This window comes from Methylotetracoccus oryzae (genome assembly GCF_006175985.1).
GTDB lineage: Bacteria > Pseudomonadota > Gammaproteobacteria > Methylococcales > Methylococcaceae > Methylotetracoccus > Methylotetracoccus oryzae.
The window spans coordinates 94,934-116,647 of the sequence record NZ_SRSH01000012.1; the positions used below are offsets into that span (position 1 = coordinate 94,934).

At 58.6% G+C, this 21,714-nt stretch carries 21 protein-coding genes; 9 read left to right on the plus strand and 12 right to left on the minus strand.

Annotation, left to right across the window (positions count from 1 at the left end; all coding sequences use genetic code 11):
* Window position 1 precedes the first annotated feature (1 nt).
* The 9 genes from BWR02_RS13300 (at window position 2) to BWR02_RS13340 (ending at window position 8,103) form a co-directional block, all read left to right on the plus strand.
* Window positions 2-1,879, plus strand: coding sequence for a replication endonuclease (locus BWR02_RS13300; RefSeq protein WP_201276263.1), 1,878 nt, complete (start codon window positions 2-4; stop codon window positions 1,877-1,879).
* A 43-nt stretch (window positions 1,880-1,922) separates the two neighbouring features.
* Entirely contained in the window at window positions 1,923-2,150 is a 228-nt protein-coding gene (locus BWR02_RS13305; protein WP_139558300.1) for a hypothetical protein, read from the plus strand.
* Window positions 2,151-2,227: 77 nt separating this feature from the next.
* Window positions 2,228-2,653, plus strand: a complete 426-nt coding sequence (locus BWR02_RS13310) for a hypothetical protein (RefSeq protein ID WP_139558302.1) — start codon at window positions 2,228-2,230, stop codon at window positions 2,651-2,653.
* Entirely contained in the window at window positions 2,650-2,838 is a 189-nt protein-coding gene (locus tag BWR02_RS13315; protein ID WP_139558304.1) for a MerR family transcriptional regulator, read from the plus strand. The genes BWR02_RS13310 and BWR02_RS13315 overlap by 4 nt, the downstream gene beginning before the upstream one ends.
* A complete protein-coding gene (locus BWR02_RS13320; protein ID WP_139558306.1) occupies window positions 2,814-3,899 on the plus strand; it encodes an Arm DNA-binding domain-containing protein in 1,086 nt (361 codons plus the stop codon). Before BWR02_RS13315 ends, BWR02_RS13320 begins: the two co-directional genes overlap by 25 nt.
* 415 nt (window positions 3,900-4,314) lie before the next feature.
* Window positions 4,315-5,070: an ABC-three component system protein gene (locus BWR02_RS13325; RefSeq protein ID WP_139558307.1), complete on the plus strand. Its 756-nt coding sequence runs from the start codon at window positions 4,315-4,317 to the stop codon at window positions 5,068-5,070.
* The gene (locus BWR02_RS21675) at window positions 5,071-5,292 is read left to right on the plus strand and encodes an ABC-three component system middle component 7 (RefSeq protein WP_139558309.1); all 222 of its coding nucleotides are present in this window, start codon (window positions 5,071-5,073) and stop codon (window positions 5,290-5,292) included.
* The gene (locus BWR02_RS13335) at window positions 5,286-6,893 is read left to right on the plus strand and encodes a DUF2326 domain-containing protein (protein ID WP_139558311.1); all 1,608 of its coding nucleotides are present in this window, start codon (window positions 5,286-5,288) and stop codon (window positions 6,891-6,893) included. Before BWR02_RS21675 ends, BWR02_RS13335 begins: the two co-directional genes overlap by 7 nt.
* Window positions 6,894-7,638: 745 nt before the next feature.
* Complete coding sequence (locus BWR02_RS13340) at window positions 7,639-8,103, plus strand: transposase (protein WP_162560144.1); 465 nt, start codon at window positions 7,639-7,641, stop codon at window positions 8,101-8,103.
* A gap of 189 nt (window positions 8,104-8,292) precedes the next feature.
* Here BWR02_RS13340 and BWR02_RS13345 read toward each other — a convergent pair whose 3' ends face one another.
* From BWR02_RS13345 to BWR02_RS13410, 12 genes are all read right to left on the minus strand, one after another.
* Entirely contained in the window at window positions 8,293-8,943 is a 651-nt protein-coding gene (locus tag BWR02_RS13345) for a hypothetical protein (protein ID WP_139558315.1), read from the minus strand.
* A gap of 1,550 nt (window positions 8,944-10,493) precedes the next feature.
* Window positions 10,494-10,994, minus strand: a complete 501-nt coding sequence (locus tag BWR02_RS13360) for a response regulator transcription factor (protein WP_139558320.1) — start codon at window positions 10,992-10,994, stop codon at window positions 10,494-10,496.
* A 317-nt stretch (window positions 10,995-11,311) separates the two neighbouring features.
* Window positions 11,312-11,524 (minus strand): hypothetical protein, encoded by a 213-nt coding sequence (locus tag BWR02_RS13365; protein ID WP_139558322.1) that lies wholly within the window; start codon window positions 11,522-11,524, stop codon window positions 11,312-11,314.
* Between the two features lie 10 nt (window positions 11,525-11,534).
* On the minus strand, window positions 11,535-12,554 hold the full coding sequence (locus BWR02_RS13370; RefSeq protein WP_201276264.1) for a DUF4438 domain-containing protein: 1,020 nt from the start codon (window positions 12,552-12,554) through the stop codon (window positions 11,535-11,537).
* A 40-nt stretch (window positions 12,555-12,594) separates the two neighbouring features.
* Window positions 12,595-13,491 carry a hypothetical protein gene (locus tag BWR02_RS13375; RefSeq protein WP_139558326.1) on the minus strand — a complete coding sequence of 299 codons (897 nt, stop codon included), beginning with the start codon at window positions 13,489-13,491 and terminating at the stop codon, window positions 12,595-12,597.
* Between the two features lie 48 nt (window positions 13,492-13,539).
* Entirely contained in the window at window positions 13,540-14,211 is a 672-nt protein-coding gene (locus tag BWR02_RS13380) for a hypothetical protein (RefSeq protein ID WP_139558328.1), read from the minus strand.
* 219 nt (window positions 14,212-14,430) lie between these two features.
* Window positions 14,431-15,534: a hypothetical protein gene (locus BWR02_RS13385; RefSeq protein WP_139558330.1), complete on the minus strand. Its 1,104-nt coding sequence runs from the start codon at window positions 15,532-15,534 to the stop codon at window positions 14,431-14,433.
* Between the two features lie 52 nt (window positions 15,535-15,586).
* On the minus strand, window positions 15,587-16,153 hold the full coding sequence (locus tag BWR02_RS13390) for a hypothetical protein (protein WP_139558332.1): 567 nt from the start codon (window positions 16,151-16,153) through the stop codon (window positions 15,587-15,589).
* A gap of 35 nt (window positions 16,154-16,188) precedes the next feature.
* Entirely contained in the window at window positions 16,189-17,967 is a 1,779-nt protein-coding gene (locus BWR02_RS13395; RefSeq protein ID WP_139558334.1) for a hypothetical protein, read from the minus strand.
* 36 nt (window positions 17,968-18,003) lie between these two features.
* Window positions 18,004-19,296: a hypothetical protein gene (locus BWR02_RS13400; RefSeq protein ID WP_201276265.1), complete on the minus strand. Its 1,293-nt coding sequence runs from the start codon at window positions 19,294-19,296 to the stop codon at window positions 18,004-18,006.
* 30 nt (window positions 19,297-19,326) lie between these two features.
* Window positions 19,327-20,274: a serine/threonine-protein kinase gene (locus BWR02_RS13405; RefSeq protein ID WP_139558335.1), complete on the minus strand. Its 948-nt coding sequence runs from the start codon at window positions 20,272-20,274 to the stop codon at window positions 19,327-19,329.
* Window positions 20,275-20,319: 45 nt separating this feature from the next.
* Complete coding sequence (locus BWR02_RS13410; protein WP_139558337.1) at window positions 20,320-21,393, minus strand: RPC7 family DNA-directed RNA polymerase III subunit; 1,074 nt, start codon at window positions 21,391-21,393, stop codon at window positions 20,320-20,322.
* Window positions 21,394-21,714: the final 321 nt, after the last annotated feature.

Consider the following 21,714-nt stretch of genomic DNA (forward strand, 5'->3'; position numbering starts at 1 on the left):
ATTGGGGTCCACTCAGGACCCATCCAGACCGACTAAGACTGATGTAAATCAGTCCTTTAGTCGATCAAGCCACAAGACGCGACCGGTCTCGGTCGGTCTTCGTCGGCCTCGGTGGTGGCACGAATTTGACACAAATTCGCCACACGTCGCCGAGGCGGACCGTCTCACCGCCGGCCTGGGCACCTTCGAGTGCCGACCGTTCCGGCTACGCATCTTCAGCGACCTCGCACCGATCGCCATCGATCTCGGTCGAAGGTACGCGCAGACCGCCGAGCGCTTCAGCCACGTTCACGCCAACCGTGAACTGCTGGACATCCATGAACGACTCCGCATCCACGACCTGAACCTCTGCGCCGAAACGGAAGAACTCCGCAGCGCGGCTCGCGCCTGCGCCAACCGGTGCAGCTTCACGCGCCAGGAAGCCCCGACCCCGTCCGAAGCTCATCAAGGTTGCCTCCGCATCGTCGAGCGCTACCGGCTCACGCCGCCCCGCGTCACCGATGGCGCCCTGGAGCCTGCCCTCAATCGCCTGTGCGACGCCCGATGGTGGTTCCGCAAGATCCAGACCCTTCGCCTCCAGACCTTCGAAGCCGTCGCCCGCGATATCGAACTGGTCACGCGCTGTCGCGGAGCCTATGCCAGCGACTACACCGTCAGGCTCAAGCGCCGCCAGCGAGAGCGCAGCCGCCTCTATCTGGAATCCACCTTCGTCGGCAACGAAGCGGGGCAGACCTACTCCCTGCAGGAACTGGCCGACCGCTCCGTCTCCAATCCGGCGATCCGCCGCGCCGAGCTCATGGTCCGCATCAAGGGCTTCGAAATGGTCGCCGGCCTGCTCGGGGACGTGGGCGAGTTCTACACCCTCACCACGCCGTCACGCATGCACGCCTGCCTGCACGATGGCCAGGGCAACCCGCGCTATGACGGGACCAACCCGCACCAGGCGCACGTCTACCTGACTCACCTGTGGACCCTGATCCGCTCCGAGCTGCACCGGCAGGGCATCCGGCCTTATGGCTTCCGCGTGGTCGAGCCCCACCACGATGCAACGCCCCATTGGCATCTGCTGCTGTTCATGCCGGCCAAGCATGCGGCCCTCGTCCGGGCCGTCATGCGCCGCTATGCCCTGGCCGACAACGGGGATGAACCCGGCGCCCAGCAACACCGCTTCAAGGCGGTCGCCATCGATCCGGCCCAAGGCACCGCCACCGGCTACATCGCCAAGTACGTCGCCAAGAACATCGACGGGCACGGCCTGGAAGCGGATCGGATCGGCAACGATGCACGGCAAGCCGCCGAGCGCATCACGACCTGGGCCTCGGTCTGGAACATCCGCCAGTTCCAGCAGATCGGCGGACCCAGCGTCACCGTCTGGCGGCAAATGCGGAAGCTCGCCAAGGTCGAAGACGAAGACCTGGAGACCCTGCGCAGCGCCGCGACCGCCAGCGATTGGGCCGCCTACACGCTCGGCATGGGCGGACCCTTGCTGCCACGGCGCGCCCATCCTGCCAAGCCGCTCTATGGGCTCGGCCGACAGCTCCACCCAGCCACCGGCGAGATCGTCTACACCACCCGGGGACAGTACGGAGACCCGGCACCCCGGCGCGTCACGGGCATCACCCATCGGGACACGCCCCACGACACGCGCAAGCATTTCTGGACGGTCGCCCGCAAAGGCAGCGCAGCGGGCGAGGGCGGAAGCGCAGGGACTGCGCCCCGCCCCGCCGCGCAGCTGCCGACCCCGGAAGAACCCTCAGCCATGCCTGCCGCCCCGCTCCGGCCCTCCCCTCCGGGATCGGCTCCGAGCGCAGCGGTCTTCCCTTGGACCTGTATCAATAACTGTACTGACCCTGCTCAGCCCACGGGTCGGACCCACTGACGGAAAGCCCATGCGCAGAAAAGCCAAACGAGAGCCCCTGGCCATGAACGAATTTACGCTGGAAGAAGCGGTCGCCCTGATCTACCGGCTGGCCGTGCTGGACAAGACTGCGGCCAAATCCGGGCAACTCCCGGACATCACGCAGATCGGCCTCGTCTGCGGCGTGCTGACGATGAACGACCAAATCGAGGTCGTCGTGAAGTTCCACGATGAGATCCGACAGTACAACAAAGAAGAATTCGAGAACCAGATCACATTGCTGGAAAGCTGACCCGTCAGCCAGTGTTGATTCCGAGAGTCACTAGCTACTCTGTGAGTCAGTAGTAACTCTGATAGGCAGTACTGATCATGAACGCCAGCAACGCACGACTCCTCGTTCTGGACGAAGCCACCGAGAAAGTCATCCTCCAGCACATGGACGATTTCAAGGGCCTCGGCACGACGCTGGAAAGCGCGCTCGGTGCCCTGGTCATCGGCCAGTACTTCGGCTGGCGTGTCCTCAAGCTCGTCCATAACCCGGCCACCTATCGCCAGTACGAAAAAGTGCTCGGCATCGAGTTCAAGGACGTCTGCGACCCGATCACAGAAGCCGGCGAGCGGAAGAGCGTCGGTTACGCCATCACCAAGGCGCTAAAGAGCTTCTGGGCGGTGATCATGGGCAAGCACAGCGTGCCGGCCAAAGGCCAGATTTCCGATGCGGACGCGGTTGCTCAGGAAGTCGAGCGCCACGTCGCCGCGATTGAGGCCGCCAAGGAACGCGGGGTGCCGTCATGAACACCTTCAAGTACGCCACCATCCGAAAGTTTTCGGATATGTGCGGATACAGCGAGGAAGGCATCCGCCAAAACATCAAGAAGGGCATCTGGCGGGAAAAAATCCACTGGATTCGAGCGCCCAACGGCAGAATTCTGATCAACATCCTGGGTGTACAAGCATGGTTCGAGGGCATAAAGGTTTGACCGTCCGGGGTGACAGCATCCAGATCGCGTTCACGTATCAGGGCGTGCGCTGTCGGGAAACCATTCCGAGGCCACCGACCCAGACGCTGCTGAAGCAACTCGCGCTGAAGCGTCAGGCCATCCTGTACGAAATCAAGACGGGCACCTTTGACTACGTGAAGCACTTCCCCGATAGCAAGCGGGCGCAGCAGTTCCGAAAGTCCCGCCCCGATCTGTGCACTATCGGCGAAGCGCTCAACGCATGGTTTAGGCGTTATTGGGAGGACTATGAGCGCAGCACGCAGCGCGACTACCAAAGCGCCATCGATCACCACCTAATTCCGAGATTCGGCTCCCTCCCGCTCGCTGATCTCACCGCCATCATGGTCAAGGAATGGCTCGCCGATCTGAGTTGCTCTAACAAGCGCAAGAACAATATCCTTACGCCGCTGCGCCGAACTTACGAAGAGCTGTACCTTAATGAAACGCTCGACAAGAATCCCCTCGAACGGGTGAAGAACCCCACCGCCACGCCGCGCGAAGCGCACCCGTTCTCAGAGAAGGAAATCGAGCTCATCCTGAACGAACTCACCGGCCAGGAGCGCAACCTAATCCAGTTCGCGTTCTGGTCCGGTCTCCGCACCTCCGAGCTGATCGCTCTGCGGTGGAAGGATGTGGACCTGGAGCAAGGGCGCATCTTTGTTCGCGAGGCCAAGGTCCGCGGCCATCTCAAAGGCACGAAGACCATCTCGGGATCGCGGGAAGTCACGTTGCAGCCTCAGGCCAAAGATGCCCTGATAAGCCAGCGCCTGTTCACCGGTCCGTTAAACAACTGGGTGTTCCACGACTCCCGCACAAACGACGCCTGGAAGAACGACCAAGCGATTCGCAAGACCGTATGGACGCCGGCGCTTGAGCGGGCGGGTGTTCCTTACCGGAACCCCTACCAGACGCGCCATACGTTCGCCTCAATGCTCCTGTCACGTGGCGGTAACCCGTTGTGGGTTGCACAGCAGATGGGACATAAGGATTGGGGACAGATTCGCAAGGTATATGGCCGATGGATCCAACCTCACGAGTAGATCCAAACATCGGGGCGTTAGTCGAACATCCGCCTCAGCGGTGGGCCGTGTTCAACGATCCAGTCACATCAAGGGATCCTCTGCGAGTGTCCATTGCACCGAACTGGTTTTGCCGAACCAGTGAGTAGAAACGTGAGAACAGAGTTGCGGGAAGCCAGAGCGCAAGTGTTCTCTGTCGGCGCGGAAGCTTTGACGTAGCGCCCTAGATCGAATCCGCTCCGAAGATGGAGTCAAGCGCCCCGCGTTGTCAGTTTCAGTAGCAACGTGTATATATAACGCTTAATGCCGCCGGTACAATGCCAAGTTCCGGAAAGCGCGAATTGCCAGCAACGAGTAAGTGTCAGGCAGTGAATTTGATGCGTTGTATTTCATAATTTGGCGTCTAGATGGAGCGCTAACGCGGGGATAGCTCAATATGGCAGTGTCTAGAAAGTCCCTTTCTGCCGCGCAGTGTGTCGCGCTTACTTTGCAGGTCGAGAGCGTATGTCCTTTGTGTGCCGAGCCTCTTTTTTACAAGAAAGGTGGCAAGACATATAATAAATATGAGATCGCTCACATATATCCATTAAACCCGACACCATTGGAAAAGGATCTGTTAAAAAATGAAGGGCGTTTGTCTGAGGATGTGAATGACGAGCGGAACCTCATACCGCTATGTCCCTGTTGCCACGAAAAGTTTGACAAACCAAGGACGTGCAAGGAGTATCGTCAGTTGGTTGAATTAAAGAGATATTGCAGTCAAAGGTCCGAGCAGGCCGACTTATGGAAGCGTTATCACTTAGAGGAGCAACTCTCAGATATTATTATGGCGTTGTATTCCGAGGATGCTGCTGAAGTTCAGAGTCTCAGTTACCTTATTCAAGAGATTGACGAAAAAACAAATTCAACTATATCGTGTTTAACGGTAAGAAAGATTAAGAACAATGTAACGGATTACTACACGTTTGTTCGCGACCGCTTCGCTACTTTGGATATGTCGAATGACAATTTATCACAGATGATTTCATTTCAAGTGAAAGCCTACTACTTGAAGCAAAGTCAGTTGGGAATAGAGCAGCAGGCAATATTCGAAAACATAGTAAAGTGGATTTCTATAAAAACTAAGTCGCGAACCGTGGAGGCGGCCGAAATACTGGCGTCATTCTTTGTTCAGAATTGCGAGATTTTCTGAATGATAGTTCCGAATAAGTTTGTTTCATTAGATGAATCGCTAATTGCAAAATTGCCGCACCTATTAGCCAATTTGAAGGATGGGGAATCTGTGCTTGAGTTATATTCAGCAACCCGAGACGTGTATGCTGATGTTGGTGAATTCTTGCTCTCTTTAGATGTCCTTTTCGTATTGGGTCGAATCAGGGTAGATGTCGTGGCAAGAACGGTTCATTTATGCTGAAACTAATTCACTGCGAGAAATTTCGTGAATCGCCAGTAAGGGTATCCGCTGGATTTAATGTCGTTTCAGGTGATGATCTTGCAACTAACTCAATCGGTAAGTCGACGTTTCTTATGCTAGTCGACTTTGCTATGGGCGGAGAGACGTTTCTTACGCATAACTCTGATGTTGTGAATGAACTCGGGCATCATAGTTACTTTTTTCAGTTTCAGTTTGATGGTGTTGACCATTTCTTCAGAAGAGATACCGATAAAGGGGATCTGGTCTTTGTTTGTGATCACGAATGGAAGATCGGGCGCACATTAAATATAAAAGAATACTGCGATTTGCTAAGACAGTATTATCGAATAAGTGACCTTGGGTTGAGCTTTCGTACAGTAGCTTCCTTATTCACTAGGGTGTGGGGCAAAGAGAATCTTGTTACCGATCGGCCTTTAGATATACATCGGAAACAAAGAGCCGAAGACGCCCTTATATTTGTTCTGAAGCTTTTCGATAAATATCATGAGCTTGTCGTGCTCGATGGGGAGCTGAAAAGGGTTGACTCTGAGAAAACGGCGCTGAGGCGGGCATTTAGAGAAAATATAGTGCCAAGAATTGGGAAAGCGCAATTTAAAAAAAACAAGTTACTTTCGCAACAGACGACGGATGAGCTTGAGGACATAAAGGCAAATCTTGCGAGGTATGCAACAAATATCCGAGAAATTACAAATCGGGAGGTTTCTGACATAAAAGAACAAAAGGATTTACTCCTTAAGGCAATGGCTGCTGTTGATGGCCGGCTTCGTCGGCTCCAAACGTCGCTAGTTGATAGCAAGCATGTGAAAAGTAGATGGTTTGAGGCACTCAAGGAATTCTTCCCTGATGTAGCGGCCGATCGCATTGCGCTGGTCGAGGAGTTTCATTCGGACATCGCAAAGATACTGAAACGCGAGATATTGGCCACTGAAAAGCGGTTGGTGGGGGAAAGTGATCGAATCAATGCGGAACTAAGAGGTCTTGATGATAGGTTGAACATGCTACTGAAAAACGTCGAAAATCCAACGATCATTGTTGATCGGGTTTTTGAGCTTTCAAACCTCAAGGGGATTGCGGAAAGGGAGAATGAATATTACGAAAAGGAGATGGCACTCAATACGCGCGTGAAGGAACTCCGATCAGATCTTGAAGAGATGAAGAAGATAGAGCTTTCCGTGATTTCTTCAGAGATCAATGATGTGTTAAGAAGTTATGCGGAACGAATTTATGGGGAGGGGCGGAAAAGCCCATACCTTTCGTTTTCGAAGACCAACTACAAATATGAAATATTCGAAGATACGGGAACTGGTAAAGCGTTTGCGAATTTGATCTTTTTTGATTGGGCTATATTCGCGCTTTGTCCCGTCCCTTTCCTTATTCATGACTCTCTTTTGTTTAAAAACGTTGAAAACGAAGCGGTTGCACGAATGATGGAAATATATGCAACGCTTGGGCGTCAAACCTTCATTGCAATTGACGAGATTAAAAAATACGGAGAGATTGCTGAGCAGCTAATTAGGCGGCACACCATTGTCCAGCTATCTAATGATGCGGTGTTATACGTGAAGGATTGGCGGAAATGATTCGAGAAAAGGCTAAGTGCACCTTAGATGGCGGAAGATCGGTTGGGGTGGTAACAATTATGTTCCGCTTTGCGGCGAGCGTTAGTGCGACGCCTAAAGCGAGGCCTTCTGTTTTTTGACACACGACAACGCTCTGACACATCCTTGACGCAAATGATTGATTTAACTGTATCAGCCCCGGGTTCAATTCCCGCCGCCTCCACCAATTCAGGATCCAAAGGAATCCAACAACGTCCATAAGCCAGCGTGATTGCTGGCTTTTTTGTGTCCGAAGCATCCCGCAAGGGGCAGTGTCGTCCATGTAGACCCGCCTCCCGCGCTGCGCATCTTCAGGCATACGTCGCGGTTGACCAGGACGCCGAAGTCACTGGTTTCCTGCTCTCCATCGGGAAGGGCAGAGCCGAACAGCGCGAGGTCGGTCGCGCCATAGTGTGCATTCAGGACAGCCGTACTTTCCGTGAACAATTCGAGGGCTAAGGGGGAAGGTAAGCGCGTGAGTCGGATGAGCGAAGGGCGCCGACTGACCGCGGCCCCGGAAGCGCCCATCCGGAAGGGCTTGGTGGATTGGACACAGGCTCAGAGAAAGCTGCGCTTTGCGCTGTGGAATGCGCGCGCATATCCGGCAGTGCTTTCTTGTGGAACTGCCGACTCGGTTGGTGCGGAGGTAGCTGAGCCGCTGGGGTTTACTCGCCAAACGACCCATGAAGCGGGCGTTCGAGCTACAACCGGATGGGATCAACGGTGGTTGCAGTTGGACTATCCGGCGATCGCCATGCGCGCCAAAGCCGAGGTGGCCGAGATCTGCTGCGGGGATGAAATCGCGTTGTCCTCAGTAGAACATTACCCGCGGGGTTACGCGCCGAGGGGCAAGACCCCGGTCCAAGTGCTCTCCCGGGCGAAGTGTGAACCCATCAACCTGATCTCGGCGATCACCCTCACCCATCTAGGCCTGATGCGCTTCATGCTGTACCGGGAAACGATGGCGGCCGAGGTCCTGATTCGGTTCATGCGACGGTTCATCGAGGACGCCCAACGCAAAGTCCTCCTTATTTTGTGCAACCTTCGGGTGCACCAGAGCCGCGCGGTCAAGATGTGGCTGGTGGGAGCGCCGCGAGCAGATCGAGGTGTGCTTTTTGCCCAGCCACTCCTCAGAGCTGAACGCCGACGAATATCAGCAGTGGCTCCGGAAGAAGTCATCAGTCATCAGTGACACCCAGAATCCCTCGGGTATTGCAGTCCTTTTCGGCGAATTCCCCGGAAGCCTAGAACCCAGATAAACGCCAGAACTCCACGTGTCATAAGGAGTCCAGCCTTTCTGCGGGAGCGACTGCCTAGCTGGAATACCCATCCACGAAAGGAGGCTCGATCGCCAAGCCACAGTCGATTCATTTAGCCCGCATCAGGGGTCTTCCCCAGAAGTTGAGATATCTGGATAAGCGTCGAATCTGTGCTGCTCATTATGTAATATCATCTCCATCACGCCCTCAACGTGTTGGGGTATCTCTTCGGGCGATATCCCAGCGTCCTTTAATGATGTTAAAATGTCGCTTTCGATGGACTGGTATGATGGCTCTATCGCATTATTTTCCAGCGCAATACGTTCGTAAAATGAATACGAGTCACTGGAGAATTCGTCTGACGGCGCGAGACGTTCCGTCGTGTCCAAGGATTCTTTGGCTAGCCTCCCATCCTTGTTTTCCCAAGAAGGATGAAGGCGGCTTGTGCTTTCGTCTGCGAGCTTTTGCTGTCGGGCCACGTCTCCGACCTGTTGATGGTCTTCAGGACTGCTTGCTTGGTTTTGTCGCCCTGGACTAACGTTACCGCAACTGCTGCCGAAATGTTCCGTTCGGCAGTCTTTTCGCGTTGCAAAAGCGTCGCGTCCTCCACCAAAAGTTGTCCGCTGCTTCAACTCGCTCCGAAACTCTGTGCTTCCAGGATTTTCTCGACCATCTGGCTGGTGACTACCAAGTCGATTTTGTCCAATCCATACGCCTGTTAAGAAGGCAAGCGGCACCAGGAATCCGTTACGACTAGCAGCGGACAAGAACATGAATACCTCGATACCTTAGAAGAAGGAGTCCCGGTATAGAAAAGTAATAGATCCACCAGAACGGACAGTACCCGTTGCGCCACAGGCTGCAGCGTTTCCTACAACTCTCACTGTAAATCGCCCAACCCATGCTGAATTCAAGTGATCAATGATCTGCGAGTTGGTAGTGGTAAAGCGATAATAGAAAGTAGGAATTACCAAAGCTGGGGCCAAATCATAAGTCTGAACACCTCCCGGCGCCCCCTCAGAACGGACAACATGAAGTCTGTCCACGTCACATACGGAGTAAGCAGGATTTGAAAAGGAAGATATCAGTGCCAATGGAGTCAGGATTGTGAATATTTTTTTCATGTCACCCTCTCACAATAAAAAACGTCATCTTCGAGAATATTGATTAACCACGCCTGCATGGCCTCATAATTACTCTCTCCTTGTCAGTCCACCGACCAGGATTATGCTGACGGAGACCACGCCTACCTTGCCGCGGCAATCTATGTGCGCGTAGCACCGATTTAGAGGACTCACAGCCATCGCACACTGCTGAAGGCTACTCTACAGATTTCGTGTCAGCAATAATGCAATTGCATACATTTCATATGGTTTTCTTTGGTTTTTCAGCGCATAGCCACCCTTCATCCTCGGCCATTCTCAATGCAGCATATCTGCAATGCACCTTCATAATGGCCAAAATCCTCTGAAACTCTGTACGGACAGTAGCCGGTGAGCGATGCAAATATGCCGCAAGAATTTTCGCGTCCGTCGTTCTCAGGGCTACACATGTCTCCAAGAGTTGACGCAAACTAGGCGTCAACAGGGTTTGACTCTTTCCGCTCATATCCAACCTCCACTTTCGCCCGTAAGGCGGTTCGAACCCACGGTCGCGGGGAGCCACCGATGGCTGGAAAGCGGTCCGCGGACAAAGGACAAAGGACAAAGGACAAAGGACAAAGGACAAAGGACAAAGGACAAAGGACAAAGGACAAAGGACAAAGGACAAAGGACAAAGGACAAAGGACAAAGGACAAAGGCGGCCGCACCCCTACATCCGGTGGAACCCTGCACGTCAGTGCTTAGCAACTTGGCCAGAGCTTCAATCGATGGCGAAACAGGTAACTGGGCAGTTGCGAAAGATCTACCGAGATTGGGTCACGCCGATACATGGCGAGTCTTCAAATGCGAGAACTTTTTCAACATTTCTCAGCTCACCTTACCTTTTGGCAGACGTACGTCACTCTTCGCAAGCGCTGCGGCGTGGTGGATCTCCATGCGCTCACGGAAGGTTTTCGCAACGCTGAGCGAACGGATGCGGCACAAGGATCTGCCTGGGACATTCGAGGGCACGATGAGCCCGTCGTTCCCATATTCCGCCACGAGCGCCAACACCAGCAACCGCGCATGATCATCCGGATGGGCTTCGAGCCCAGCGAAATTGACAGCGCCGGCCTCGAACTCCCAAAAGCGCGTCGGATGGTGAACCCGTCTTGTCGGTTCGCGTTTCCGCCACTATCACTTCTTGGAACGGGAGTGGCAGCACTCTACGAAAGTGACGCTTAACCGCCTCGTGTTGGCTCGCTGCAGTCCATGGAATTCCGTAGGCGCTCTTTTGCTTGCTCCAGTTCGATAACCGCTGCACACTTGAAGGTCATCGCCGCACGGGTGCGGACACCAAGCTTTGCGCAAATGCGCCGCAGATAGGTTGCGACAGTCCATTCGCTCAGTCTGAGATGGGCGGCGATCTGTTTTGTCGGTGCCCCTTTTGCGACGAGCGCCGCAATTTGAAGTTCGCGAGCACTTAGTGTGCCCGCTTGGCCAAGGGCATCGATACTCACGCTTGCCTTTCGTGCAATCAAACATTGTCGGTCGCCAACCGCGAACCGGCAGATTTCTGTGTAATTCAATGCACCGCCCGACACCTGTTCCGCGAAGGCTGGCCCAGCCAGAGTGTCTGATAGCAAGATTATGTGAAACTCCTTATCCCCAAGGACAAAGGTGCCGACAAGTTTATTGCTCCCCGGCGTCGTCGAGAAATCGCTGCCATCATCAGGCTTCATTCCCTCCCCCCGGCTTCCCATTGCGGCGCGAGAAGCCAACCCGTTTCATGCTGTGCCTGGGTACATGAGGAGGCGGCATCCGCAAGCCAGGCTGATTTCAGGAAGATTATTCAGCCGGGTTCACTCGGCGCCCCCCCAGGTCGCCGTCGCAGACATCGATAGCCGCCAGGATATGGAAGGAAGACCCGAGCCATCCATCGCGGGGATGACAGCAAGGATTCCAGCCAGACAACGGCAAGTTTTTTAGGCTGTCACGATCCCGACCTCAAGACAATCGGTATGACTGCCTATAGCCTCGGTCGATAAGCGCTACGTCTTTAGTGCAAAAGGGAGTCGCCCATACCGCTCTGTAAAGGCGGATCACCATCCCATTCCTGACCGCAGTCCCATAGCCAATCAATCTCGTCCCAGAACATGCCGCCTTCGATGTCGAAGGGGAAGTCCACCATCTCGGCGGCCGCGTCTCCAGTGAACTCCTCGCTGCGGAGGGGCTCAATTCGGTGCTTGCAAAACCAAGGTGAAGCTTTCATTTGGCTACCTCTAGAGTTCACGGGGAGCCCCAAGCGTGGGGAGGCGCCGTACCTCGAGCCGTCCGGGCCTAAGCTGCTTTTCTATCAGCGTTGGGAACCGTCGAGGCGGCCGCGCTGCTCGGATCCCAAAGATCGACGCTAAATTGGCCTCGGCGTCATGAGTCACCCGTATTAGGGAAGTCGGTCCTGTCAGTAAAGGTGTCAGGCCCGGGCCGTGACCGCTTACCGTACTGTCGCCATGGACGATGACACCCACGGTGGTGTGGCCTAGTCTTGCACTTGGCCCGAAACGGGTGTCGGCGTCGGCGATGGCGACCAGATCGCCGAAGCGCAGTGTTTCCAGGCGGTAACGCTGCCGGGTCTGCGGATCGAAAAGCTGGATGTCGTAGTCACCTCGCCAGACAGTGTTCTTCCCCAAGCCTGAGCCCATGATGCCCGCCGGGAAGCGATGGGTGACGGGTACTTCGAGGGCTCCGTCGCGCTCCGCAATGCCCCAGCGTAGTAAAAGCCGTGGCGCACTGTTGAACACTGCTATTTCGGGGTAGTCGCGCAGTTCGAGACCGAGGCCGCAACTGTAGATTTGAACCCGGTCGCCGATATTGAGGCGCTGCAGCACGGATGTCGGGAAGTCCACGATGACATGGTCTATGCCGCCGTGCTTGCCGGTAACGAGGCCGATCTGGCCCGTGCAGGGACCGGTCACGACGCGGGCGGCGTTGCCCACACAGGCGTAAGTCATCAGCGCACGATTGGGGCCATTTCGGGCGCCAACGACCTCCCGCTGGTTATTGTGCAGCGAGACACCCGGTTCGATATGGTCGCCAGCCAAACCGACACAGCGATCGCCGATGCGGTGATTCAACACGATACCACCGGTGGCCGGTAATACCCGGGGCACACCATCGTTTCCGATTCGGTACGGATTGGCCGCGCCGACCGGATGAGCGATCTGGCCCTGGACCGCGACCATTACCAGATCCTCGCCGTTGAGCCGTGGTCCCGTCCGCGAGCGGCGGCCGCGTCGGTTCATCGTCCGTTCCTCGGTGAAAGTGTCGGGGTGGTTCGAGCGTTCACAACGGATACCAGAATGCCTGTGCATCCCGCCAATAGTCGGCAACAGGCAGGGTTTCGGAATCGAACTCCCCGAGATCGTCGCCCATGAAGCCGAATTCACTCCGTCGGCTCCCCGCGGCTATCGCAGCGGCCGGTGCCGCGATGTGCAAGACGGCGAGGCGCAAGCCCGACCAGACCCATTTCCCCAACCCGGCGTGAAGCATGGCCCTACGGAGCAGATCGGTTTCTTCCCGCCTCCAGGGGTCATGCTCGGCTACTTCGATACACCGCTGTCTGGGCCGATCACCGTGCACTGCCGTCCACTGCTCGAACACCTGGCAAATGTCCGGGACACGCTTTGAACCGACACGGCCACCCGGCTCACCAGTCTCGCCGGTGGCTGGCAGATGCGTCAGCACGAATGCTGATGGCAAGGTTGCTGCCAAAGCCACCACGTCGCGGTAAGCGGACGGTAGCACCGCCTTGTCCGGCAAGAGCCGGTCGAGGTCGGCGCATATCGCCTCGTAGCGCCACACCAGCTCCGGTTCCAGGCCATCGGGCAGAAATGACTCCATCGGTCCGTCGCCGATCCAATAGCAGTGCTGCCGGCCGGGATCGTTTTCGAGGCGGATTCTTTCCCATTCACGCAGCGCTTCCACGACGATTCGCGAGCGTTCAGGCGTTGGGGCGCCCTCATCGTCGGCCGTGTGCAGCAGACCGGCCGGCTCCTGCAGATAGAAATGGGTGTTGTCGAGGATATGCCACAGTTCGCGCGCGACCCACAGGTCCATTACCCGGCCCAAGCGCGTGGCCAGCGGCAGCCCGAAGCTGGACAGCGCCAGGGTTGGGTCGAGCACGCAGGACCAGCGCTTTTGGCTGATGTTGACGGAAAGCTCGGGCAACACCGCGTTCATGTTGTTTACGCTGCCTCCGATGAAAGCTGACCGCGGGCTGGGCGCCCGTCACTCCTCGAATGCTCGCGACGCCGGGCTTCCCGGCATGAACACCGTGACGGCGACGCCCCGCGGACGCGCGACCGCCACGGCGAGACGCTGAAACTGAGCCGCGTCGGTGCGCGATGTAGCCTGGGGTACCTGGTAGATCAGCCGGACGCGTTGCGGCAGCGCCGGCAGTCCGCGTGCACCACGCATCGCGCTCAGTGCAGCCAAGCCCTGCTGATAGTTCAGGGCCTGGGCGACATGCTGGCTGACCGTGGCCCGCAGACGGGTCGCGTCAAGCCCACCGCTTGGCAGCCGGTAACGGGACAAATCGATATGTTTGCTCTCGAACGCAGCAGGGGCGGGACGCCCGCCGGGGCGCGAAACGGGTACCACGTCGACCGAGCCAGCGCGTGGCGTTCCACGCGGGTCGAGAAACACCACCGGCACCTGCCGCTCCAGCGTGTAACCATGACGGCGGAACACCCGTTCGAGGCGACGCTCGGCCACACCGCCGCGCCGGACATTGCGCCGGAGGGGGCTGCGCGCGGCCGTATCCGCATCATCATCGAGTTCGACATCGGCCGCGTCCATGCCGTCAGCCAAGTTCGGGTCCGCTGCCGCATCGTGCGCTTCCATCTCTTCGAATGTGTCGAGCTTGCCGAGTTCAGAAAAGTCGCTGGGATTTCCTCGCACGCGATGTCGTGAGCGTGTTCCAGACGCTCCACATTCGCAGGGTTGTACCCGGCAACGCCGGCACACGGGCTGGAACGGCGAATTGCCATTACTGCCGCGTGCCAATCTATCCAATTCGTCATGGAGCATCTCGCTGACGGCGGCGTCGAATTTCTGGTACATGCCGGAGCACCTCAAGTCATGCAAAGATGCATTTCGTCGCCAGCGTTGCCCGGCTCGTCAGACCGCCGCAGCCCGCGCCGCCGTCGGCGGCATTCCCAGCACGCTTCGCAACGCGGGTGTGGTGCCGACAAAGCCCCGCCCTTCGGGCGTCATCCGGTAAGCTGCCACCCAGGCTTCGGCGTGGGCGCCCATCGGTCGTATGGTCGACTGGAACAGGATAGGATCGATCGCGGTCTTGAAGTCGTTGTCGGCGATGAACTGCAGGATGCGCCGCCCGCTCTCCGCCATCTTTGCACGCTGCGAGGGTTCGGCGATGCCGCCCAGGTAACGCTGAGAGACGATTTCGACGACATCCCATTTGGTGTTTGCGTCGAAGGCCTTCTTGATGTCGGGTGCGTCCAACAGCTGCAATACCGATTTCAGGTAGTGCCCGGTTTCCATCGTCAGCGAGAAAACGTTGCCATAGGTGGAACGGTCCAGCGCGTAGCGGAGGTCCAGCCCGATACGTTGCACCGTGGCAACTGAGCCAAACGGACGCTGCTCGATCAGTTGCCCGCCACGGATCACTTCGCCGATCAACAGGTCGCGGAAGTATTGCGACAAGGCCACCATGAACCCCACCAGTTGCCGGTGGAAGTTCCGGTTGACCACCGCACCGGCCGGCGCCTGTGCCGTGCCGTAATTGAATGCACGGCGGTAGGCCATCATGCGGTCGCGTAGTGTGTAGCGCAGGGGCTTCCATTTCTCCAGCAGGTACAGGCCACGGGCGCCGGGGCCGCGCTGGATGCGCATCTTGCCGAGATGGAACAGCCGCAGCAGTACATCGACCACCTGGAACAGTTTCATCCGTTCGTGCTGGTAGATGTAATACAGCTCGGCGGCGGCGTGCAGTTGGCTCGGAACGACCGAGTCGTCGAAATCGGGCTGGATGTACGGATAAGACATCTCACCAAATTCGACCGGCCCTTTGCCGCCGAAGCCGATCAGGTCGAGGAATGCGTCCCGTCCATCGGCGTTCGCGGCCTTTTTCAACAGGTCGCCAAAGCGGTCCTCGAATTGTTGCTCATATTGTTGGCGTTCCTCGGGAGGAAGAGACGCAAGTTGCTCTCGGAGGAACTGCTCCCAGAGTCTTTGAATAGTTTCTGTGGTATTGAAGCTCATGGCTCAAGCTCCTTCGGCAAGAGGATTCATTAGGATGTTCGCTACAGCCCACCTAGGCGGATTGATCTGCGAAGAATTGAATGAGGCGGCTGTTGAGTTTCTGAATCATCACGAACCGCTCACTCCGTTCCTCATGATCACCCTTCAAAAACGGTGCAAAGGCGCCCTTATACTCTGCCTGTAAAGCGGCATCCGAAATCCTCTCGAGGCTTTCCCTGTACGGGGAACTGATGGAGATCTTCTTTGTCAGGGTTTCGTTGTTTTCCTTCAGCTTAAAGTCCTTGTCGGTCACTATGTCCTGTACCTGAGCCAGTACGCGAATCGCCTGGAGGGCTGGCTCCTTGACCTGACCTGCCGACAACGGGATGGACTCCGTTGCTTGTCGAGCCTCTAGCGATGCAATGCGCTGGAAAGCTTTGGCGAGTTCCCTCGCCTGACTGTCGACCGCGTTGCGGAGCCCCTGAGACAGGTCGAAAAGCGGGTTGATCTGCTTCGACGTCGTATCAGCAATCACGTCCGCAAACCGCTCCAGCGCCTTCTGTAGCGCGGCAATTTCCGCTGTGATGGCTTTGGTCCTCTGGTCGGTGACGCCGACATGGGTCGTGACTACTCGTAGCATGTTGATGTCCTCCAACTGGTGAGTGGTCGTTCGCTTCAAGTCAGCGACGAGCGCCCCAAGCTCACGTCGGGGTGAGGTGGCAGCAAGATGTCGGGCGCCGGGCAAGCCCGTTGCGGCACGGCGTTCAGGCGACCGACAGCCCGATCAATCACGGCGAAAACGGCGTTGAAGATCGTGTCGAAACTGTGGCAATTGGGGGCCAGGGTTTCGAGCATGGCACGCGATTGATCTTCCCTTTGACGCTGCAGGCAGAGTTCCTGGTGCAACAACGCTTGAAAGGCCGCTCTCCGCTGCGGATGATCGAATTCAGTCTGAAACTCAGCAGGACGCAAGCCTAAGTTGCCGGAAATGGCATTCAGACTTTCTCGCACGCGCTGTGCGAGGCTGGAGTCTTGACGAGCCGAGCAAGCCTCGAACCGCGGCCCCAGTTCGCCTGGTCTGGGATTGGCGAAAACGTCAACCAGCAGACCGTAGGCGGATGCACGCTGTTCCGGTAAGCCGAACGATTGCTGACCATTGCAGTACAGATCCACTGCGCGGTCGGTGTCGTAAAGCAACTTGTCCAGAATCACCTGGCAGATGACCGCATCCGGCCCGCACTCGCAATCTGCCCAGCAGTCGAGGCCTTCAGCCAAGCGGTTGCGTTCCACGATCAGCGCCATCAGCCTGTCCTCACCAGCGTCGGCAACACGATTGCCGAACAAGCCGTAGTACAGGACAGGAGGCCGCGCGACGCGAACCAGTCGGAACCCACCTGAACTGTCGAAAGAGTCCGAGAAGAGGAGTAAGGACTCCAGAAAAGCCGTCAACGGCGGCGACCACGGCGCGGGCTGATTCTGTTCGTCCACAGCCAATTGTTGGCCAATTACTACCAGGCGGCGGAATCGTTCGATATCAATCCGCGCTGTTGAACCCAGCGCACGTAAGCCCTGGACGCGCCCGTGGTCGGCACGCTCGATGAGTTCGTCCATAATCCGCGACAGTTCATTTTCCTGCAGCAAGGCTCGCAGATCGCCGTAGCCCTGATTCTCCAGTTCGCGAAACAGCAGACGATAGCCGTCGAGTCCACGCGGCCAGTCATTGGGGCCGTAGGCTTCCTGCGTCGCACCGATCAGATTTCGCAGCGAATAGATCACGGTATCCCGACGGACCTCCAACTCGGCAAACGGTACCTGGAGCAGAAATCTGCCTCCGTTGAAGCCCACGTTGGAAAGGCTTTCCCCCATCAGCACAAGAATGACGGCACCGACTTCGTCCAGACTCTGAGCAAACTTCCGATAGATCATGCTGGTGGCCGGCGTAAGCGTACCCACTAGTCGTGCCATGCGAGCGTAGTCACTCAGTTGGCGGCGGATCGCGAAGGACTTGTCTCTTTGCCTGGGATCCAGAGCGAAACGCGCGGCCATGGTTCCTTCCTGGATAGCCGATCGAATGGCCTGCGCCCAGCCGTGAATCTCGGGCGTTACATCTTTCAACAGCGAATTGGTGAGCAATTCCTGCAGGTCGCGCTCGACATCGTCCTTCGCTTGTTGCAACTCCACGTCCGATGAGTTTCCTGCGGGCATCGCCGAAACAGCCGCCGGCAGTGCCTGCAGGAAGGGAAGTCCGCGAGCCTCCTGGCCAATCGCCTGAGCACGCGGACTTTCCTTGAACCGGTCGAGCAAGGCGTTTGCGATCTGATGAGGATCGTTGGGATCACTGACGCGGAGTTCACGCCGCAGCAGGTTGTCCAACGCCAAACGCTGATACCCGCTATTCGCCGGGGTGTTTCCGGCAGCGCTGCCGTAAAACGGATTGCTGGATGGAGATGCCATGTCGTTCACCTCGGCTGGTTATTCGAATTACTCATGTCATGCCGCATGGGATAGAACCCGGTCACGCGGTGTCTCCGTGGCGCTGGCGCGCATGTCGTTCAACAGGTTAATGACGCGGTTGGCCACCGCCCGCGGCGCGACTCGGCCACTGGCCAGGGCATAGCCCGCGGCACTGACCAGATGGCGTGGCGGCAGGTCGTCCGGCACGCCACCTCTCTGCAGGGTTTCGGCCCCGATCCGAATCCGGCGTTCATCCGCAGGCCCGAAGGGGATGATGTCGGCCAATGCCCGCTGCGCGAGATTGCGGCGCGTCTGGAAGGCGATCTCGTCGACCACCTCCGGGATGATGCGGCTCGATGTCGCCAGCAGGCGAACGGGGAGGCGGTTGAAGCCCCGGGGGTTGTATAGGTCTTCCCACACTCTCCGCAGCCGATACGCGCTTTGATCGAAACCCAGCCGGCCCAGCATCTCCACCAGGATATGGATGCGGAGATAGGCCGTAGGATGAGCGCCCCCCGGGCGATACGTCATCGTGCGCGAGGCCGGGTGGGCCAGAAAGATCGCCATGCCCCACGCCGCAGCCGGGCCACCCAGCAGGATGGCAGCGAGATCGGCGAAGATTTCCTTGTGCCACAGCCCGTAGATTCGCGTCAGCGCGGGATCCCCGCTGGCGCGCAGGATCCGCCGGATCACGGCCTGCCGGTTCTCCTGCCAGATGCCGAGGTCGGCCTGCAGGTTGTGCGACACCTCGTGCAGCATCACCGGCTGCCAGGGGTTGTCGCGGTCCCACGGGATCCGCACGATGGGGAAGGGATTGGGTTCGCCCAACAGACGGCTGAGCAGCACACCCCGCCGCATCGTCGCCGGCGAAAAGCCGTGCTCCATGTAGCACAGGGGTTTGATCAGCGGACCCCGAAAAACCGCCGGCGCGGCCTGACGCACCGCCCTGTAGCAATCCTCGGCGATGACGTCATAGGCCGCCAGGGTCGGTGCGAACATCGACCCGCGCTGGCTGAAGATCTCGAAAAACAAGCCGAAGGTCCGGCGCGCCCGGTCGATTTCCCGTTCGACCAGAGCAATGTCGATCAGTACACGCTGCACCGGCGCGGTCTGCCAACACTGTTCCACCCGGGCCAAACGTCCCGCGATTTTCTGGTCAATCGCCGCCAGCCGCTGGTTGGCGGCGCGGAAATGGGCGGGCGTAGGGGCGTAGGGCCGGTCCTGCGGACGAATACCCACGCCTTCGCCATCGATCCGGGACAGCCGGCGCGCCCGCGCGGCCAAGGCCAGGATCTTGGTGCGAAGAAAGGTGCGCGTCAGCATGGCCATGTCCCGTCCCTCCCGCCCTGGGGTTTGCGCTTACCGTCCCTGAATGCTGATGGTGACCGGACCGCGCAAGGTGAACCGCCGGCCGGGACCGATGGGGCGGGTCGCGCGACCCACCGTGCGTGGCGTGGCCTGCGCCAGCCGCCTGACTGTCTGCGGGCTGCGCGCCACCTGTGCTGCGGCCCGGGTGATTGCCCTCGGCACGGCGCGCGGCGGAACACGGCGGGTACGGACGCCTCGCTGTACTGCCCTGACCACCGCGGGAACAGCGCGCGCAGCCGGCACGCCCTGGCGACGCGCGACCGTCCGTGTGGCCTGCGTCACGCTGCGGACCAACTGGCGCCGCTGCGTCCGCGGCAACCTCGCAACACCCGGCATGGTGCGGCGTATCGTCAACCCGGCGATCACCGGTGCCGCGGCATCGATCTCGCCTTCGTCGAACGAGTCGAGCATCTCGTCAAAGGCCTCGAACTCGTCCGCCTCGTCTGCCATCAGGCGCCCGACGACGTTCGCGACGCGGCCGATGGCTTGCGTCCAGGGCAGAGGTATCGCGCTGGCGATGGGCGCCACGGTGCGCGCGATACGCCCAACGACGGGGGCAACCCGGCGCGCCACTCGCACGGCACCCCGGGCGACACGGCTGACGCCGCGTGCCAGCCGCCGGAAGAATTCGTCCGTATCCTCGGCGCCGAGGGCGTCGGCGACAGCCTCTTCCATGGCGTCCATGACGTCGGCGTCTTCCGCCTCCTCATAGGCATCGTACTCGCCCCATTCCTCCGCCTCATCGTACTGATCAGCGCCGCCCGCCAGGCCGCCGACGGCGCGCCCGATGCCACCGATGATGTTGCGCAGAAACTCGTCGCTCTCCTCCTCACCGAATTCATCGTACTCGGAGAACTCGTCGAACTGATGTCCGCGCGCGGGACCCTCGGCCTCGTCGTAGAGAAGATCTTCCATTACGTCGGCTTCAAAACTGCTCATGGGTCTGTCCTCATGGTTTTTGAATGAAAAGGCTCGTCCACGGAGTCACCGCCGCATGATGAGCTCCACTGGACCCGCGACGGTAAAGCGTCGCGGAACGCCGCTGCTCACGATGCCCCTTCTGCGAACCCCGGGCCGGCGGCTTACGACCGCTGGTTGGGATAGCCGCCTGGCCAGCGCCGGCTGGGCGACCACACGAGCGGCGGCGCGCCGCATCGCGACCGGTACCACCGTCGGGCGAAGGCCCCGACGGGCCGCCGCGCGTCCGACACTGCGTGCGATACGTGGCAAAGCACGCACCGCCCGCGGTCCTTGCCGGCTGACGAGCGTGCGAGCCGCCTGCACTGCTCCCCGCACCAGTTGCCGCCCGGCCGTGCGGCCCAGCAGCGCACCGGTCCGACGGATCAGCGGCCTGACCGCCGCTCGCGCTGCGATCCCGGCCAAAACCGGCAGTGCCTCATCGGCTTCCTCTTCCTCGAACCAGTCTGCCAGGTCCTCGAACAACTCGAGTTCGTCAGCCCCCTGACCGGCCTGTTGCTGCAGAAGCGGGAGTAACTGGCCCAGGATTGCCTGCAACGCGGCGGGCTGGCCCGGTATTGGGCGCGGCCGGCGACCGGGCGCAGCGGGGCGGGTCGCGCGACGCGTCCGACCGGCAACGCCCTCTACCGTTCGCGCAACACGGCCGGCCTGACCGGCGACACGCCCGACCGTGCCAGCGACACCGCGAGCCGTTCGCGCTCCCCGCCGGACCAATCCCGCCACGCGGCTGATGCCGCCGATCAGTCGTCCCAGGAACTCATCGCTGTCCTCTGCGTCGAGCGCATCGGCGACGACATCTTCCAACTCGGCGGCGAGATCGGCCTCCTCCTCCGCGTAATCACCGGCCATGAGATCTTCCTCGTAGGCGTCCTCCTCAAAGCCATCTTCGTACCCCTCGGCCTGCGCCTCTTCCTCGAAACCGTTGCCCTCATCGTAGGCATCCGCGCTCTCCATCAGGGCCTCCTCTTCGAGGCCCTCTGCTCCGAAGTCTTCCTCGTAGCCTTCCCCTTCAAAACTATCTTCCTCGAAGAACTCGTCGGCCGAAGAAGGGGGAGGACTGCCTTCCATCAAGTCTTGCATTACTTCACTTTCGAATCGCTGGTCCACGGAACCCTCCTTTAATCGGTAGAGTGCGGAAGGACGGGAGCACTGGTTCCAGCAACCCCCGTGAGTTGGCGGTAAGGGTGACCCTCGGGGGCGGTTGCGAACAAGTCACAAAATCTGGGTCACCCGCTTTGGGTAGCTCGCTTCGGGTCACTCGTGTGAGTGACGCTCGTGGATCCAATTGGCTTGGGGAAAGATATCGGCACAGCCGCTGCACTGGGCTATGTGATGGATCTGGAGCGGGCGATGCCGCCTTGGGAACTCGGGATGACGACCGGCAACAGAGCCGATTCCGGA